The 16,982-nt window shown below is 45.0% G+C and carries 18 protein-coding genes; 1 reads left to right on the forward strand and 17 read right to left on the reverse strand.

Annotated elements, in window-relative coordinates:
• Positions 1 to 30 precede the first annotated feature (30 nt).
• The 12 genes from PN836_RS03300 to yceD all read right to left on the reverse strand — a co-directional run bounded on the left by PN836_RS03300 (position 31) and on the right by yceD (position 9,813).
• The gene (locus tag PN836_RS03300) at positions 31 to 1,011 is read right to left on the reverse strand and encodes a hypothetical protein (RefSeq protein WP_395343449.1); all 981 of its coding nucleotides are present in this window, start codon (positions 1,009 to 1,011) and stop codon (positions 31 to 33) included.
• Positions 1,008 to 1,640, reverse strand: a complete 633-nt coding sequence (gene tmk / locus PN836_RS03305) for a dTMP kinase (RefSeq protein ID WP_395343452.1) — start codon at positions 1,638 to 1,640, stop codon at positions 1,008 to 1,010. The genes PN836_RS03300 and tmk overlap by 4 nt, the downstream gene beginning before the upstream one ends.
• A gap of 11 nt (positions 1,641 to 1,651) precedes the next feature.
• Positions 1,652 to 2,737 (reverse strand): endolytic transglycosylase MltG, encoded by a 1,086-nt coding sequence (gene mltG / locus PN836_RS03310; RefSeq protein WP_395343453.1) that lies wholly within the window; start codon positions 2,735 to 2,737, stop codon positions 1,652 to 1,654.
• A complete protein-coding gene (gene pabC / locus PN836_RS03315; protein ID WP_395343456.1) occupies positions 2,738 to 3,589 on the reverse strand; it encodes an aminodeoxychorismate lyase in 852 nt (283 codons plus the stop codon).
• Positions 3,590 to 3,612: 23 nt separating this feature from the next.
• Complete coding sequence (fabF, locus tag PN836_RS03320) at positions 3,613 to 4,851, reverse strand: beta-ketoacyl-ACP synthase II (protein ID WP_395343458.1); 1,239 nt, start codon at positions 4,849 to 4,851, stop codon at positions 3,613 to 3,615.
• Between the two features lie 116 nt (positions 4,852 to 4,967).
• Positions 4,968 to 5,207, reverse strand: coding sequence for an acyl carrier protein (gene acpP / locus PN836_RS03325; protein ID WP_284216216.1), 240 nt, complete (start codon positions 5,205 to 5,207; stop codon positions 4,968 to 4,970).
• 175 nt (positions 5,208 to 5,382) lie between these two features.
• Positions 5,383 to 6,120, reverse strand: a complete 738-nt coding sequence (fabG, locus tag PN836_RS03330) for a 3-oxoacyl-ACP reductase FabG (RefSeq protein ID WP_395343462.1) — start codon at positions 6,118 to 6,120, stop codon at positions 5,383 to 5,385.
• Positions 6,121 to 6,129: 9 nt separating this feature from the next.
• A complete protein-coding gene (gene fabD / locus PN836_RS03335) occupies positions 6,130 to 7,047 on the reverse strand; it encodes an ACP S-malonyltransferase (RefSeq protein WP_395343464.1) in 918 nt (305 codons plus the stop codon).
• A gap of 10 nt (positions 7,048 to 7,057) precedes the next feature.
• Entirely contained in the window at positions 7,058 to 8,017 is a 960-nt protein-coding gene (locus PN836_RS03340) for a beta-ketoacyl-ACP synthase III (protein WP_395345439.1), read from the reverse strand.
• Between the two features lie 61 nt (positions 8,018 to 8,078).
• Positions 8,079 to 9,101 carry a phosphate acyltransferase PlsX gene (gene plsX, locus PN836_RS03345; protein ID WP_395343467.1) on the reverse strand — a complete coding sequence of 341 codons (1,023 nt, stop codon included), beginning with the start codon at positions 9,099 to 9,101 and terminating at the stop codon, positions 8,079 to 8,081.
• A 10-nt stretch (positions 9,102 to 9,111) separates the two neighbouring features.
• A complete protein-coding gene (gene rpmF, locus PN836_RS03350) occupies positions 9,112 to 9,282 on the reverse strand; it encodes a 50S ribosomal protein L32 (protein WP_395343470.1) in 171 nt (56 codons plus the stop codon).
• A gap of 9 nt (positions 9,283 to 9,291) precedes the next feature.
• Positions 9,292 to 9,813: a 23S rRNA accumulation protein YceD gene (gene yceD / locus PN836_RS03355; RefSeq protein ID WP_395343473.1), complete on the reverse strand. Its 522-nt coding sequence runs from the start codon at positions 9,811 to 9,813 to the stop codon at positions 9,292 to 9,294.
• Between the two features lie 525 nt (positions 9,814 to 10,338).
• Here yceD and PN836_RS03360 point away from each other — a divergent pair.
• On the forward strand, positions 10,339 to 10,992 hold the full coding sequence (locus PN836_RS03360) for a Maf family protein (protein ID WP_395343476.1): 654 nt from the start codon (positions 10,339 to 10,341) through the stop codon (positions 10,990 to 10,992).
• Positions 10,993 to 11,078: 86 nt separating this feature from the next.
• Here the strand turns inward: PN836_RS03360 and PN836_RS03365 are convergent, their stop codons facing one another.
• The 5 genes from PN836_RS03365 to PN836_RS03385 all read right to left on the reverse strand — a co-directional run bounded on the left by PN836_RS03365 (position 11,079) and on the right by PN836_RS03385 (position 16,808).
• Positions 11,079 to 12,017 carry a universal stress protein gene (locus tag PN836_RS03365; RefSeq protein WP_395343479.1) on the reverse strand — a complete coding sequence of 313 codons (939 nt, stop codon included), beginning with the start codon at positions 12,015 to 12,017 and terminating at the stop codon, positions 11,079 to 11,081.
• Positions 12,018 to 12,027: 10 nt separating this feature from the next.
• Positions 12,028 to 13,719 carry a cation:proton antiporter gene (locus PN836_RS03370; RefSeq protein ID WP_395343482.1) on the reverse strand — a complete coding sequence of 564 codons (1,692 nt, stop codon included), beginning with the start codon at positions 13,717 to 13,719 and terminating at the stop codon, positions 12,028 to 12,030.
• Between the two features lie 13 nt (positions 13,720 to 13,732).
• The gene (locus tag PN836_RS03375) at positions 13,733 to 14,200 is read right to left on the reverse strand and encodes a phosphate-starvation-inducible PsiE family protein (RefSeq protein ID WP_395343485.1); all 468 of its coding nucleotides are present in this window, start codon (positions 14,198 to 14,200) and stop codon (positions 13,733 to 13,735) included.
• Between the two features lie 242 nt (positions 14,201 to 14,442).
• On the reverse strand, positions 14,443 to 15,672 hold the full coding sequence (locus tag PN836_RS03380; RefSeq protein WP_395343488.1) for a nucleoside recognition domain-containing protein: 1,230 nt from the start codon (positions 15,670 to 15,672) through the stop codon (positions 14,443 to 14,445).
• A 44-nt stretch (positions 15,673 to 15,716) separates the two neighbouring features.
• Complete coding sequence (locus PN836_RS03385; RefSeq protein ID WP_395345442.1) at positions 15,717 to 16,808, reverse strand: pyridoxal-phosphate-dependent aminotransferase family protein; 1,092 nt, start codon at positions 16,806 to 16,808, stop codon at positions 15,717 to 15,719.
• Between the last annotated feature and the right edge of the window lie 174 nt (positions 16,809 to 16,982).

Consider the following 16,982-nt stretch of genomic DNA (forward strand, 5'->3'; position numbering starts at 1 on the left):
TATCCTAAATGAAAATCTTGATTGAAAAAGTTAAGGCACCTTTGAAAACAAGGCAGACAAAATCAGCACCTTGTTTAAGCCTGCTTGACGTAATTTTTTCCCTGCACGAGTTGCCTCATCATAGAGGCTCATCCAGTTAGTACCCACAACTTCTCTATTTTGGTCAATTGTAGATTGAAGCGCTTGGCTCAAGCGCAGCAAAGCCAGTTGAGACGTCCAATTAACAGCCTCTTGTGCGCTGTCTTGCCATTTTCTAGCAAGGGCTTCTGCACTTAAGCTGCCGCTAGATAACTCAGAAAAATCTTGCTTGAACGCTGCGTACGACATATTGGCTGCGGTATTGCTTGAGCCATCATTTTTGTCTGTAGCAGCTAAAAAACTTATCGGTGAATGTTGATACGCGGCCAACTCATCTTTTGTTGGTAAGCGTGAGGGCGCTACGCCAATCTCACGCAAATAATCAATGCTTTGCTCATAGCTTGGACGTGTAACCCTTACTTTTTCACATCGGCTTAAAATTGTCGCGAGAATATACTGAACCGCATGCGTGCTTAATACCAAAAAGGTATGCGCAGTTGGCTCCTCTAGTGTTTTAAGTAAGGCATTGCTCGCAGATTCACTCATACGCTCAATATCTTGTATCAGAACGACTTTATTACCCCCTAATTGCGCCGTTTTATTGACTTGCTCAATTGCAATGCGCACTGCATCCACGCCTATCTGCGTTTTTTCGGTGCTTACCTCATGAAAATCGGGGTGAGACTGTGCATTAAACAACATGCATGACTTACATCTATTGCAAGCCTGACTGTTATCTGTCCCTAAACACAATACTTTTTTAGATAGCGCCACCGCTAATGCATTTCCTGACCCATTAGGTTCATCCACACAGAGTATGGCGTGATGCAAAGTATTGTCTTTGAGCCTTTGAGCAAAATCCTCGAGCTGTGGCTTGAGCCAAGGATATAGCTTTTCCTTGTCCATATCGTGATTAGTATCTTGCGTGCTCATGAAACACCTTGAGTAGTGATAAATGCCTCCAAGGCAGCCACGGCTTGCTCTTGTACAACGTCAATTGCCTGAGAAGCATCGATACTGACGGCGTTTTCCATATCAGCAATCATTCGTTGATAACACTGGCGTGCGCGCTGAAAAAACGCTATACCAGACTGCTCAATCCGGTCTAGCTCACCTCTTGTGCGCGCGCGCTCTAGTCCCAACACAGGGTCAATATCCAAATATAGGGTGAAGTCAGGCACAAAATCACCCAAGGTCATGCGCCTAAGAGTACGAAGACTCTCGATTGGAATGCCGCGACCGCCTCCCTGATAGGCAACAGATGATAAGTCATGTCGGTCACCAAGTACCCATCTCCCTTGATTTAGGGCAGGCTTAATCACGTTTTCTACCAACTGACTCCGGGCAGCGTACATCAGTAGCAATTCAGTTTCCTGAGTTACCCTTTCTCCTTGCCAATCGTGTTTGACACAATCACGAATAGCCTCTGCCATTGGTGTTCCGCCAGGTTCACGCGTTAATTCAACAGCTATGGAATGAGAATCAAGCACGCGCTTTAGGGCATCAATAACGCTACTCTTTCCAGCGCCTTCAAGCCCTTCAACCACTACAAATGCTGCCACGCTAATACCTCTTATTGATTCAACTGATATTCAGCAACGGCTTGATTATGCTCCTCAAGCGTTTCAGAGAACTGATGACTTCCATCGCCTTTTGAAACAAAGTACAAATAATCGGTCAATTCAGGCTGCACTGCTGCATATAAAGACGGTTTACCAGCCATCGCAATTGGCGTGGGCGGCAAGCCGTCAATCCGATACGTATTATACGCCGTTTTCTCTCTTAAATGCGCTCTTGTAATATCACCATCAAAGCTTTCACCAATACCGTAAATAACGGTGGGGTCAGTTTGCAGGCGCATGCCAAGCTCGAGCCTATTGCTAAACACGCCTGCAATGACGCCACGCTCAACGGGTAGCCCAGTCTCTTTTTCAATAATTGACGCAAGAATAAGTGCTTCATAAGGCGTCGCTATCGGAATATCTTGATACCGAGCATTCCAGGCGATATCTAACTCTCTATCCATGGCTTTAAAGGCTCTCGTTAGAATTGAAAGTGCCGAATCCTGATATTCATAAAAGTAGGTATCTGCTAGCAAGCATCCTTCGATAGAACGACGCTCGTTTTGACAAAAACTACGCGATAAATCGATATTCAGTGCGGCATGGATCTGCTCATACACCTGTTCAATTGGCGCAATGTCTTGCTGTAGGCTAGAAATAAGGCTTAATGCCTCCAACCATTCGCGTATAGTTTGTCCTTCTACCAGCATCAAGGAAAATTGCGTCTGCTGGCCATCTGCTATTCGCTGATAAAGATCGGAAACACTGATTGACGTCGCTTCCTGCTGCTGAGTCTTTGTCAAATATGCAAGGTCAAAGCGATAATAACCTATCTTCACCTGATTGAACTGCGGATTAAGTCGAATCCATATTTTGAAGAGAATATCACTAAAATCTTCTCTGGCTGAAAGCTTGTTTTCTCGAAGTTCGCGCCATACTGTGGAAGCAGTATGCCCCTTTCTCACTTGAATGACCGTCGCTTCTCTTAAATCTATTTGCAGCTCGCCAATTTGCGTCGCTTTGTAATAAACAACGGCACCTGCAATGCACATAAGCGTAGCAAACAGTAAAGCCGATACTATCAGCTTTTTAAGCATTTAAGCATGCTCCAATAAAGTGTCTAAAAAGGGGTTGATGATATCTTGCAGCTGCGTATCTAAATTGACTTTTTTATTGTCAATATAAAGAGATGAAACTGGCACTACGCCTTTAACGGCATTAGTAAGCAGTAGCGCATCTATATATTTGAACTGGGATGCATGGTGGGAGGCAACATTGATTGAAAACTTTCGTTCCACCTGGCTTTGGGTATTCAAATACGACATCAAAGCATCTCGCATTAGGCCTCTTACACCAACATTCGCCAAAGAAGGTGTAAACCACGCCCCGCCTAAGCGATAGAATATGTTAGATGAGGTAGCCTCGATAACCTGTTGACGGGCATCACACAATAGCAAATCGTCGCACCCTAAGACCGACAGCTCTTGCTTCGCAGTAACTTGAGCTAATCGATTATTGTGCTTTAAGCCGCCAAGCGTGTCGTGCTCTGGCAAGGTAATTGCGCTAATGTTGACTTGTTCTATATTATTAAAAGTTCGAATATTTGATGTTGCATGCGTAGTGATGATGCACACGGGTCGCTCTTGCTCTGGCACTTGGTAACCTCGGCCACCAGCGCCTCGAGATATAATGATCTTGATAACATGAAACGGACACTGCTTTGAACAAACGTCAGTGGCAGTCTGTGTCACTTTAGTGACCAGAGCATCCCAGTCTGCAAAGCCAATCTTTAGGCGCTCACACGCATTTTGCAAACGTTGAATATGAGCCTCAAATAAGACCACTCGCCCGTTTTCAACATACATGCTGGTAAATGACGCATCGCCATATTGCGCGCTTCGATCTGCACTATCAATAAACTGAGGGTTAACATGAATCTGGCTAGTCATACGCGCGCAGTTTCTTTCATGTACTACGGCTTTTTAAACAGCAAAGACCCATTTGTACCGCCAAAACCAAAAGAATTACACAATGCAAATTCACCTTGTATGCTAGCGGCCTGATTCGCCACAAAATCCAAGTCGCAACCCTCTCCAGGCTCATCCAAGTTGATTGTAGGTGGCGCCATCTGGTCTCGTAAGGCAAGTATTGTAAAGATTGACTCAACTGAACCTGCGGCCCCTAGCAAGTGGCCAACCATTGATTTGGTGGAACTCACTTTGAGTGAATGTGCATGCTCACCAAAAACGCGCTTTATTGCACTTACTTCAACCACATCTCCTGCCGGAGTGGATGTACCGTGGGCGTTTATATACGCTATCTTCTCAGGCGCAATGCCTGAATCGTTGATTGCATTGCTCATCGCGTCTGCCGCGCCTTCACCATCTGGTGAGGGAGATGTCATATGGTGCGCATCTCCACTCATACCAAAACCGACTACTTCTGCATAAATATGCGCGCCTCTCGCCACCGCGCTATCATACTCCTCAAGCATGACAACACCCGCACCTTCGCCCATCACAAATCCATCTCGGTCTTTATCCCAAGGACGACTGGCCTTTTCAGGTGCATCATTATTGGTTGATAATGCTCTGGCCGAACCAAAACCAGCTATTGCCAGAGGCGAAATACTAGATTCCGCCCCGCCCGCGAGCATGGCGTCAGCGTCGCCATAAGCAATGGTTCTCGCTGCCACACCAATGTTATGAACACCTGTTGTACAAGCTGTCACCACATTGAGGTTAGGGCCTTTGAGCCCTTCCATAATAGATAGAAAGCCGGAAATCATATTGGTAATTGTAGAAGGCACAAAAAAGGGAGAAACGCGTTTTGCGCCACTGTTTAAGAGCTTTTTATGATTCTCTTCAATCAGCGTTAAACCACCGATTCCCGATCCTATAGTAACGCCGACTCGCTTAGCGTTTTGTTCCGTAATAACCAAGCCGGAGTCTTTCAGCGCCTGCATACCCGCCGCAATACCCAATTGGATAAAGCGATCCATCTTTTTGGTTTCTTTTTTAGGGATATAGGTTTCCACGTCAAAGTCTTTCACTTCGCCAGCAAAGCGAGTATTGAACTCAGATGCATCAAAGTGCGTTATTGGGGCTATTCCGCTCTTACCTGCGAGAATATTAGACCAAGTTGAATCAATGCTAGCACCCAAAGGTGAAAGCATACCCAGACCAGTCACAACAACACGACGTTTAGACACAGTAAACTCCTAAGGTAGACCAAAGTAAAAGATAAAAAAGAGTGGTGAAGTCACAATTTATGAAGCGATAGAAACGAAAAAACGGCTCAAAAAGAGCCGTTTTCTGTAGATACTGATTACGCGTCTTTATTAGCGTTAATGTAATCAACAGCTGACTGAACGGTAGTGATTTTTTCCGCTTCTTCGTCAGGGATTTCTGTGTCGAACTCTTCTTCTAGAGCCATCACAAGCTCAACGGTGTCCAACGAATCTGCTCCTAAATCATCGACAAAAGACGCTTCGGATTTAACTTCGTCTTCTTTCACACCCAACTGCTCTACGATGATCTTTTTTACGCGTTCTTCGATGTTACTCATAATTACAGGTTTCCTTTGCTTACCTTGTTATTAAATTATCTTCGCTAGTGTATTGCCCTAACAAAGACCATGCAAGTCTAAGTATTCAATTAATCTGTGGTCAAACCACAATTTAGAAAAAAATCAGCCAAATATGACTCATAAATAAATACCAATACCAAACAGCAATTGGGCGCTAGGCCATATGCATACCGCCATTCACGTGAATGGTTTCACCGGTAACATATGCCGCAGCATCACTACATAAAAAACCAACCGCGGCTGCAATTTCAGCAGGCTGACCTAAGCGATTGGCTGGAATATCAGCAAAAATAGCTTGTTTTTGTTCGTCGGTAAGGCTTCTGGTCATGTCGGTATCTATAAAACCTGGCGATACAACATTTACGGTAATCCCGCGCGAAGCTATCTCTCTGGCCATTGATTTACTAAAGCCAATCACAGCGGCTTTTGCCGCAGCATAATTCGCCTGCCCAGAATTACCCGTAGAGCCAACAACTGAACCAACTGAAACGATTCGGCCATTTTTCTTTTTCATCATGCCGCGCATGACCGCTTTTGATAGCTTGAAAACCGACGTAAGGTTGGTTTGCATAATGTCATTCCACTCTTCGTCCTTCATGCGCATTAGCAAGTTATCGCGAGTAATGCCAGCGTTGTTGATAAGAATATCAGGCGCGCCAAACTGTTCGTTAATATCTGCAAGCACTTGCTTAATTGAATCGTCTTCTGTGACATTTAATCGCATACCTTTGCCATTATCGCCAATGTAGGCAGAAATAGCGTCAGCGCCCTTTTCGCTTGTGGCTGTACCCACAACCGTTGCACCTTGAGCAATTAGCTGCTGCGCAATTGCTTTACCAATACCACGGCTTGCGCCAGTGACTAGCGCAACCTTTCCACTTAAATCAAACACAATAGCTCCTTACAAATCTGAACTTGAATTAAACGACGACAGCGCTAAGCTTTTGTCGATGCGTTTGTTGAGACCCGATAAAACCTTGCCAGGCCCTACCTCGATGATGCTGTCAACGCCTTGCTCCGCTAAGTATTGCACTGTCTCAGTCCAGCGAACAGGACTGTACAACTGCTTGACCAGTGCGTGCTTGATTTCATTTGCGCCACTTTCAACCGCGACATCGACATTGTTCACAACCTTGATTTGAGGCGTCTGAAACGGCATATCGTCAAGCAATTGAGCGAGTTCATCAGCCGCACTTTTCATCAAAGCACAATGAGACGGTACACTTACCGCCAAGGGCAATGCGCGCTTAGCACCAGCCGCCTTACATGCTTCTCCAGCCGTTTGCGTGGCCTCTTTGTTGCCCGCAATCACAATTTGACCTGGCGAATTAAAATTAACCGGCGCCACCACCTGATTCATTTCACTGGCAGTATCTTGGCATATTTGTGAGATGATATCGTCATCTAAACCAATAATGGCATACATCGCCCCAGTTCCGGCAGGAACAGCGCTTTGCATAAACTTACCACGCGCTTCAACGAGCTTTACCGCTTTATTAAGTTCCACTACCTGTGCAGCCACTAACGCAGAGTATTCACCTAGACTATGACCGGCGAGATATTCTACCGAAAGCTCTTTTTCAGACGTCAACACACGCCAAGCAGCAATGCTGGCGGTCAATAGTGCTGGTTGTGTAATGTGTGTTTGATTTAATTTATCGACATCGTCACTTTGGGTAAGTGCCCATAAATCATATGAAAGCGCTTCTGATGCCTCTTCAAACGTGGTTTTAACAGATGGAAAATTCTCGGCCAAGTCAGCCAGCATACCCACTGACTGAGAGCCCTGCCCCGGAAAGACGCAAGCTAATCGACTCATAAACAATTCCTTAGTATTTTACTAGTGCTGATGCCCAGGCGAAGCCGCCGCCAAATGCCTCAAGCAGAAGCGTTTGACCGCGCTGTATACGCCCGTCTCTAATGGCTGCATCCAGCGCTGTGGGCACCGTTGCAGCGGAGGTATTACCATATTTTTGTAAGGTGATAACAACTTGATCTAGCGACATATCAAGCTTTTTCGCGACCGCTTTAATAATTCTAAAATTAGCTTGATGAGGCACAAGCCAGTCAATATCCGATTTCTCCATGTTATTAACCGCGAGGCTTTCTTCAACGATTTTGCTCAGTTTAGTGACGGCCACTTTAAATACTTCATTGCCTTTCATCGAACCCCAGTTTTCATGGACGGAGGCTTCATCGCCATGTTGGACATGTCCAATTTGCAGTAAGTCTCCGTATGAGCCAGCTGCATTGATGTGGGTAGAAAGGATACCAGGACTTTCGCTTGCCTCGATAATAGTTGCGCCTGCACCATCTCCGAACAGAATAATCATGCTACGATCAGCTGGGTCTATCATTCTGCTCAAACAATCACTCCCCACGACTAAAATACGTTTTGCCATCCCGCCTTTTATATATTGATCTGCAACGCTTAGCGCATAGCAGTATCCGGCGCATGCAGCGGCAACATCAAACGCGGGTATGTTATCAACACCTAAGTATCGCGCGATTTCACAAGCGGTGCTTGGTAACGCGTAACGCCCGCTTGTGGTCGCGCAGACGATCATATCAATATCAGAAGCGTCTACCTGAGCAGCTTCAAGGGCAAGCTTAGATGCTTCATAGCCCATTGTGGCTGCAGTTTCATCAACACCGATAATACGTCGCTCCTTAATGCCGGTGCGATCGGTAATCCATTCATCTGAAGTTTCAACCATCACTTCAAGGTCAGCATTGCTTCGTACTTCCGTGGGGAAATAGCTACCTGTACCTTGGATTTTTGAATAAATTCGCTGTGCAGCAACCGCGTGGGAGGCAGTGCTAGATGATTCGGAACTTGAGGACATGGTGTTAGGGCTCCATTAACTGGTGTTCTATTTTTGTTCTTATTTTTTCTGGCACACCTTGCGTGACCTCAGCGATTGCTTGTTCGATAGCATAAAAACACGCCTCGCTTGATGCATTTCCGTGACTTTTCACCACAGTGCCGCGCAATCCTATCAGACTCGCACCGTTGTACTGGTCGGGGTTCATTCTTTGATACAATGATTTCAACAACGGTAGGGTAAGCTTGCTCATAAAACGAGCAAACCAAGTTTCTTGTGTGATGAGCTTTATCTCGTTGACCACCAATTTGGCGATCCCCTCACTCGACTTAAGCGCGATGTTTCCGGTAAAACCGTCGGTTACCACCACATCAACATCGCCAGAAAACATCGTATCCCCTTCGATGTAGCCCTTATAATTAACACTTTCACATTGGTTAATCAGCAAGTCTGCGTGCTTGATAGATGAATGGCCTTTAATGTCCTCTTCACCTACATTCAAAAGCGCAACTCGTGGCGAGTCAATGCCTTCAACTTCCTGCATTAATACTGAACCCATCACAGCATATTGAAGCAAATTTTCTGCGTCATAATTAATGGATGCGCCCAAATCGAGCAGCAAAATCTTTTGGCGAGTTGCCGTTGGTAAAGACGACACTAAAGCTGGCCTTGAGATACCTGAAATAGTCTTTAAGACATAGTAAGCCATTGCCATTAATGCACCCGTATTGCCGCAGCTAACGCAAGCATTTGCCTTTTTTGATTTCACCAGATCTAGCGCGACACGCATACTTGAATCTTTCAACTTACGTAATGCGATTGTGGGTTTGGTATGCATGTCGACGACTTCACTGCATGCACGAGTGCTGACCCTTGAACGAAGTTGAGCCGGGAGTTTATCGTTTATGTCAAGCAGAACGCCTTCATCTCCGCACAAAATAAAGCGAAGGTCGGAATGTTTAGAAAGGGATTGGATGATTGCAGGCAAAAAAACATGGGGGCCGCGATCGCCCCCCATGATATCTAACGCAATGGTTATCGCTGACAAGACCTAAGCCTTAGATGTCGATAACTTTTTTACCTTTGTAAAAACCATCAGCTGTCACGTGGTGACGACGATGGGTTTCACCAGAGGTCGAATCAACAGACATTGTTTCAGCTGTTAACGCGTCGTGAGCACGGCGTGTGCCTCTCTTCGCTCTGGACTTTTTGCTTTTTTGTACCGCCATAGGTTACTCCTAGTCTCGCTTAAGCTCTTTTAAAACCGCAAATGGGTTTTCTCGCTCAGGTTCCGGTTCGATCTTACCAAATACCATATCTTTTGCATTGATAGCGCAGTCTTCATCTGCATGAAGTGCAACAATCGGTAACGAAAGAATAGCTTCGTCTTCAACTAATTGGAAGAGATCGACTTCTCCATGGTCATCTACCTCTACCGGTTCATAAGCGTCGGGTAACATATCCGCTTGTTCACTCCCCTGCACGGGCGAAAAACAAAAGGAGGTATCCACATGATGTGCATACCCTTGGTTACACCTCTGACAAATTAAATTTACCTGAACTGCTAGCGTCCCCTGAAAGTAAGTAAGACTCTGCGCGTCTTTTGAAAACTCAACAGTCACGGATACATCAGATAAAACTGAATCTACCGATTCGGCTAACCTTTTCATGTCATCAGCCACATAAAGCCCTTCGTATGAAGACCGTTTTTGTGCGCTTTTGACTGGGTCGAGTCGTTTTGGCAGTTTCACATTTGTCATAGCGCGCGCATGATATAGACAAACACCCCTGTAGTCAAAGAATTTCAGGTATTAGTGAGTATTGCTAGCGATGGATAATAAATAACCTGAATCCTGTTTAAGAAACGGCGCTCAGTACCGCTAGAATTGCGAATTACTGCGTTACAAAAGTCGGCAATAGAATAACTATTACGTGACCTTTGCGCCTTGTACTTCACAACGCTAGCAGCACTGAATGTTAGAAATAAACTTAAGTAACCTCAACTCGGAATAAGCGACAGCGCCAAGCAGCGATAAAAACGCGAATTACTGCGTTGCAAAAGCGAGCAATAGAATAACTATTACGTCTCTTTTGCGCCTTGCACTTCACGTTTTTATCACTACTTGGTGACAATTTATTAAATACATCGTTAAAACAAACATTTGCACAATCGCTTATCCCGAGTTGAGGTTAAGTATGTAAAACAACAGCTTGCACCGTTTAATGCTAGCCCTGAAATGCTATCATGATTTTGCACAATTTCTATCCATAGCTAAGGTCATAAAATGAATAAGGCAAAGAATTCCACACTTGGCAATGCCGCGTCGAGCGGCGAAAAACCAGAACTTATTCTTGCATCGTCGTCTGTGTATCGGGCCAAGCTGCTAAAGCAGCTCCAATTATCATTTAAGCAGTATTCACCCAACATAGATGAATCGATAAAAGCACACGAAAGCGCCCCTGAGTTAGCGGCAAGATTAAGCTTAGAAAAGGCGCAAAGCCTTGCATGTCATTATTCACAAAGTATCATCATTGCCAGCGATCAAGTTGCTTGCGCGCTCAATGAACAAGGTGAGGATGACAGGATATTTGGTAAACCCCACACCAAGGAAAATGCAATTGAGCAACTTTCCTTTTGCAGTGCTAAAACCGTTCGTTTTTACACTGGCTTACAGCTGTTGCATAGCGCATCGGGTAAAACATGGTCTGCTCTAGAAAGCTTTGATGTGAAGTTTAGAGCGCTGGACAGGGCACAACTATCCACCTATGTGGACAACGAAGACGTATTAGATTGTGCAGGCAGTTTTAAATCTGAAGGTTTAGGTGTTGCCTTATTTGAAAGCTTCAATGGACGCGATCACAATGCATTGATTGGCTTGCCCCTTATCGCACTTGTCGACGGTTTAGAGTACTTTGGCATAGACGTGCTGAGCACTTAGGCAAAGAAGCGATAGCTCACCAAAATGGCGGCAACAAAGCCCACCAAACACGCAGCTAAGCAGCACCCGAGTTGGGCTTAATTACTTTAAAGCTTTATAGGGCAGCGAAAGCCCTCGGGTTTCAGTGTTAGTAAAGAGCAGTTGATTTGCGCCAATATTGATTCGGCAGTATTGCCAATAAGCAGCCCGAGTATTCCAGCTCGGCCCACTGACCCCATGACGAGTAAATCAATCTCTTTTGAAAGCACATGCATGGGCACCACTGTGCTTGCTTCGCCTTTGATAATGAATGTTTGGATCTCTAGGCGCTTGGTATTTGCACCTACCTGCTGAATTAAGTAATCACTGGAAAAGCGCCTTCGCTTGTATTCATCCTCAAGATAATGTTGCTCAAATGCTTCGGCATTATCGGCCCAATCGCTAACGGAATGGGCAATACCTGCATCATAAGCACTAATCAAATGGATAGGTTCATCGCTAGCATAAGCCATATTCAAGGCATGCTGGGCGAGCGACAGATTAAGCGCCTCCTCCACAGCTTCGCCTGAAAAATCGAGCGCTAAGCCAACTCTCTCATACTGCACCGGCGCATTGGGCTGAATCAACCACGTTGCACACGGACATTTTCTTATCAAGTGTAAATCGTCACTACCAAAAATCGAATTTATCCAATGTGGGTTTTCAACCTCCTTAATCACCAAATCGTAGTGACAAAACGCTACCTGCCTTAACACTTCTAGAAGCGTTTTTCCGTGTTTAATGAAAATTTCACCGTCGAAGCTTGGACACTTTTGTTCAATTTGCGTACTAATCTTCGCGTGAGTATGCGCTTTGCGAGCCTCTAATAATTTATCGAGAAGTTCCGTGGCGTTACTAAAATGAAGTGGAGCAAGATCTGGTGCTACACAAAGGATATTTAGAGTCACGCCATTATCACTACAAAAGCGGATTGCATGATTGAGTGCCTGTTGGGCAATATTGCCATCGCTACCTACCACAAATAACGCTTTTGTAAACAAGTTCATATTATTCTCACTATCTCTGCTGTGACGTTTTCATCGCCAAGCCTTGCAGTAAAAGCTCCGTTGCGCGCATCGAAGCATCACTATAGGGCTGTAATACCAAGTCTATACCCGCTTGCTTTAGCTTATCTGTTTCATGTTGAGAATGAGAAACGATTGCCAGGCGCCCGCTATAGCCTGTAGCCTTACTCAGTTCAAAAATAGTTTTGCGTGTATCCTCAATGACCAAACCAAGATGATGCGTTGGGATGGTTACAACAATCCATTGTGTACCTTGAAGGGGTAATTCTGCAACAAACTCAGCGTCAGTGACATCACCATAAATACTGTGAACACCTATCGCCTTGGCCTGCTCATGGACATCGGGATTAAAATCGACCGCGAGCACTGCAAAACCGGCTTTTTGTAAGTGCTTAGCGATAGAAGTACCAAAGCGCCCCAAGCCGAAAACAATCACGTCATACTGTTTTTTTGTCGCTAGCGATGCAGCAGATTCCCTAGAGCTCGTTTGTTTTTCAAACAATCCAAGCGCCGGTTCACACCACCTAAAGAGCGTATGAGAATAAGTAATCATATAGGTTGATGATGCGATGGTGATAATCCCAACGAGTGTGACTAAACCTAAAATATCGGACTGAATGTGTCCTAAGCTCACAGCCATCGCAATAAAAATTAACGAAAACTCACTGATTTGTGCAACGGTCAAGCCAGCCAAGAACCCAGTACGTTTTCGGTAACCCAGAGCACCCATAATCGCAAGTACGATGAGTGGGTTTCCCACTAACACAAACAATGAGAATATGACTGCTTCAAACAAATAGTTGCCAAGCGTGCTTAAATCAAGCGTGGCACCCAGCGCGATAAAGAAAAATAAAAGTAGAAAATCTCGTAAGGGCGCAAGTCTAGACGATATGCTTTCTTTGACGGGAGTTGAGGCCACCGCTATTCCGGCAAGTAGGCCACCTAATTCCATACCGAGCCCGACCAATTTACCAATGGTTGCGAACAAGGTAGCAAGCGCCAAAGCAAACACCACAAGTAACTCTGGGGTTTTAGCCAGTTTTACGGTCAGCGGGTTTGCCAAATACTTGATAAACAATACGACAAAACCAAGCAATAACACGCCAGACATCGCCACTTTGAGAACTACGTCGCCTGGCTCATCTTGCTGACCGCTACCCATACCAATGGCAGCTAACACAATCATCGAAAACACAACCACAAGGTCTTGCACAATCAAAAAACCTAGGGCAATTTGCCCATGCAAGGCGTCAATTTCGCGTTTATCAGATAATAGCTTAACGATAATAATGGTGGACGAAAACGTTAAAGCAACTGCAACATATATACTCGTTGTGCTATCAAAACCTAAGGCTATGCCAATAAAGTAACCAATTAATGAGGTGAAAAAGACTTGTCCGAGACCCGTCAATAATGACACCGGCCCAATGGAACGAATCAACGTTACATCTAGTTTAATTCCTACCAAAAAAAGCAAAATGGCAATACCCAGTTCCGACAGTAATTCAATTTTATCTCTAGAGTGAACAATGTCTAAAACAGATGGGCCGGCCAACAGTCCAACAATAATAAAGCAGACAATAAGCGGTTGGCGTAAATATGTGCCAAGCAGGCCAATAAGCGTCGCCAGCACCAAAAGTGCGGTAATTTCAAAAAAGGAAGACTGATGGATGATATCTAACATTGAGTGCTCATGCTCACGTTCGCGCCTTGCTGGCGACTAGAAAGTAAGTAATGCCCAAAGCGAGTATGATACCCGCAATTCCATACACATAATCTGCTGTCAAGGTCGTAAAATCTAAGACGATCACTTTGCGTGCTATTGCCATAAGCGCAGTTGCGATGACCAAGCGAATATGAATAACGTCATCTCTAAGGTAGAGTGTGATATTGGCGAAGATTTCAATCGCAATAAGCACAGCAAGAAAGGATGCAAATACAGTAAAAATGTCGCCAAATTCAAGAACAAACAATGGCGGCGTACTGAGCTTTTCATATAACACAAAGAACACATCTGCGATGCATAGAATAATTACTAGCACCATTAAAACGGCGAGAACCCGAATTGAATGCTCAATAACCCTGTTTAAGCCGCCTATTAGCCGATCACTTCCTTGTCTTGATAAATGATGCTCGTCTTTACCAAACCCTTGCTTATCGTCCATATGCACACCTCAACACTCGTCTATATAGAGTGAGGCAATTGGTATCATCAAGTAAAACAATTCAAAGCTGATATTATCATCGAAATTACCGATATAAAGAGGCTTACCGGTAAAGCATGGCGTTTTACTCAGCGCGTTAATTTACATGCTCAGAAAAGCAGTTAATCTAAGCATCGAATATAAGGGAATAATGCAAGATTAAAATGACACTAGGCAAGCCAAATTGTCACACTCAGTAATGCTTAAGCAAAGAACCAATAGCTCACCAAAATGGCGGCAACAATACCCGCCAAATCTGCAGCCAAACAGCACCCAACAGCATAGCGGCTGTGTTTGATTCCCACCGCGCCCAGATACACCGCAAGCACATAAAATGTGGTTTCGGTTGAGCCTTGCATAACCGAGGCTAAGCGGCCGGCAAATGAGTCTGCGCCATGAAACTGCATGGTTTCTATCATCAGCGCACGCGCCCCTGAACCGCTGAGCGGTTTCATCATTGCGGTAGGCAAAGCATCTACAAACATGGTGTCAAGGCCCACCATAGCTACCACTGACGCAACACCACCTGTGGCAAGTTCCATCACGCCCGAGGCACGCAACATCCCTATCGCAAAGAGCATAGCCACCAAATAAGGGATAATGCTAATGGCGACTTCGAAGCCCTGTTTGGCACCTTCTACAAACTGCTCGTAGGTATTTTGCTTTTTATAAAATCCCATTAGCAGCACTATCACAATAAACAAAAACAAAGCAAAGTTAGCAATCAAGCTCGACTGAGCCGCGAGTTGCTCCGACGCCAATTTAGCAAAATAGAGAATAACCGCCGCTAGTAAGCTAAATACACCCACTAAATACGTCAGCACGACTCTGTTAAACAGATTCACCCTCTGTACCGCGCAAGTAACAAATAGGCCAACCAAGGTTGAGCAACTGGTTGCCAGTAAAATAGGAATGAATACGTCCGTTGGCTGCGCGGCGCCCTCTTGAGCTCTGTATAAAAACACCGCAATAGGAAACAAGGTGACTGATGAAGTGTTAAGGACAAGAAATAGGATTTGAGAATTAGTGAGTGTGTCTTTGACGGGTGCAAGGGTTTGCATATCTTGCATCGCTTTAATGCCAAAAGGCGTTGCAGCGTTATCCAACCCCAGTATGTTGGCAGACATATTCATCGTAATGCTGCCAAGGGCTGGATGATCGCGAGGAATATCAGGCATTATGCGACACAACAAAGGTGCCAGTAGCCTTGAAAACTTTTTGATCAATCCCGAATTTTCTGCAACTTTGAAAATGCCTAACCAAAACGCAAGTAAACCAATGAGCCCAATTGCAATATCGACGCTGGTTCGTGCCATGGTATTGACTGCCGTCATTACCTCTTGAAATGAGCCTAGATTTCCATCCACAAATACGCTGTAGCATGTGGCGACGAAGGCACTTAGGATAAATCCTAACCAAATTTTGTGCAGCATGTTGCTCGATTGCTCTTATTTTTATTCCCTAGCTAGAGCTTAGGCTAAAGTACTCGAGAGAGCGAATCAATGCAGTAATCAATGTTTTTTTGATTGCTACCATGCCCCATTAACCCAATTCGCCAAACCTTACCTGCTAATTCTCCCAGGCCAGCACCAATTTCTAAGCCAAATTGGTCTAAAAGTTGCGCTCTCACTTGCGCGTCATTGACCCCACGCGGAATCTTAACGACATTGAGTTGAGGTAATCGATATGCCTCATCAACCGCCATTTCTAAACCTAATTTATCAAGTCCTGACTTCAAAGACTGATGCATGTCTGCATGGCGCGCCCAGCTATTTGCCAACCCTTCTTCGTGCAATATTACTAAGCTTTCATGCAGTGCATACACACTATTGACGGGAGCGGTGTGATGATACGCACGTTTTTGTCCTTCTTTGTTTGCACCATCGCCCCAATAGCCAACAATAAGATTCATGTCTAAAAACCAGCTTTGCACTGGATGTCTACGTGATTTAATTCTTTCTATTGCTTTATCACTAAAGGATATTGGCGCTAAGCCCGGAACACATGAAAGGCATTTTTGCGTGCCTGAATATATTGCATCTATTTGCCAATCATCTACTCGTAGTTCAATACCCGCCAATGCGGTAACTGCGTCAACAATCGTCAGGCAGCCATGGCGTTTGGCAATATCACACAGTGTTTTTGCATCATTTCGCACACCGGTAGAGGTTTCTGCATGAACAAAGGCAAGCGCTATGGCGTCAGAGTGTTGCTCAAGCGCGCGTTCAACTTTATCCGGTTTGCTCTGTTCGCCCCAAGGGTCGTCAACTGTGACAACTACCGCCCCAACACGCAGTGCGTTTTCTTTCATACGTGCGCCAAATACACCATTAACACATATGACTACCTTATCGCCCGGTTCAAGCAAATTCACAAACATCGCTTCCATGCCAGCGGATCCAGGAGCAGATAGAGGCATAGTGAGTGCATTTTGAGTATTGAAGGCATATTGAAGTAAACGTTTAGTCTCATCCATTAAGCCGATAAACGCTGGATCAAGATGCCCAATTGTTGGACGCGAGAGCGCTCCAAGCACACGCGCACTCACATCAGAAGGGCCTGGGCCCATGAGCTTTCGTTGAGGTGGAATAAAGGTAGAAAATGATGTCACGTGCAATCTCCGAACTAAAAACTCGCGGCGCTGCTGATACTCTAGCGCACGCTCGCTTGAGCTATAAGACTACTATAAATGAAAAATATCGCCCGCAATACTCATTATAATTTAGCGTGATAGTAGATGATG

The sequence above is a fragment of the Ningiella algicola genome, from assembly GCF_028401415.2.
GTDB lineage: Bacteria > Pseudomonadota > Gammaproteobacteria > Enterobacterales > Alteromonadaceae > Glaciecola.

Excerpts from the sequence above, each read along its gene's own strand:
- PN836_RS03300 (WP_395343449.1), bottom strand. The coding sequence starts at position 1,011 with ATGAGCACGCAAGATACTAATCACGATATGGACAAGGAAAAGCTATAT.
- mltG (WP_395343453.1), bottom strand. The coding sequence starts at position 2,737 with ATGCTTAAAAAGCTGATAGTATCGGCTTTACTGTTTGCTACGCTTATG.
- pabC (WP_395343456.1), bottom strand. The coding sequence starts at position 3,589 with ATGACTAGCCAGATTCATGTTAACCCTCAGTTTATTGATAGTGCAGAT.
- acpP (WP_284216216.1), bottom strand. The coding sequence starts at position 5,207 with ATGAGTAACATCGAAGAACGCGTAAAAAAGATCATCGTAGAGCAGTTG.
- fabD (WP_395343464.1), bottom strand. The coding sequence starts at position 7,047 with ATGAGTCGATTAGCTTGCGTCTTTCCGGGGCAGGGCTCTCAGTCAGTG.
- rpmF (WP_395343470.1), bottom strand. The coding sequence starts at position 9,282 with ATGGCGGTACAAAAAAGCAAAAAGTCCAGAGCGAAGAGAGGCACACGC.
- yceD (WP_395343473.1), bottom strand. The coding sequence starts at position 9,813 with ATGACAAATGTGAAACTGCCAAAACGACTCGACCCAGTCAAAAGCGCA.
- PN836_RS03360 (WP_395343476.1), top strand. The coding sequence starts at position 10,339 with ATGAATAAGGCAAAGAATTCCACACTTGGCAATGCCGCGTCGAGCGGC.
- PN836_RS03365 (WP_395343479.1), bottom strand. The coding sequence starts at position 12,017 with ATGAACTTGTTTACAAAAGCGTTATTTGTGGTAGGTAGCGATGGCAAT.
- PN836_RS03370 (WP_395343482.1), bottom strand. The coding sequence starts at position 13,719 with ATGTTAGATATCATCCATCAGTCTTCCTTTTTTGAAATTACCGCACTT.
- PN836_RS03375 (WP_395343485.1), bottom strand. The coding sequence starts at position 14,200 with ATGGACGATAAGCAAGGGTTTGGTAAAGACGAGCATCATTTATCAAGA.
- PN836_RS03380 (WP_395343488.1), bottom strand. The coding sequence starts at position 15,672 with ATGCTGCACAAAATTTGGTTAGGATTTATCCTAAGTGCCTTCGTCGCC.
- PN836_RS03385 (WP_395345442.1), bottom strand. The coding sequence starts at position 16,808 with ATGGGCCCAGGCCCTTCTGATGTGAGTGCGCGTGTGCTTGGAGCGCTC.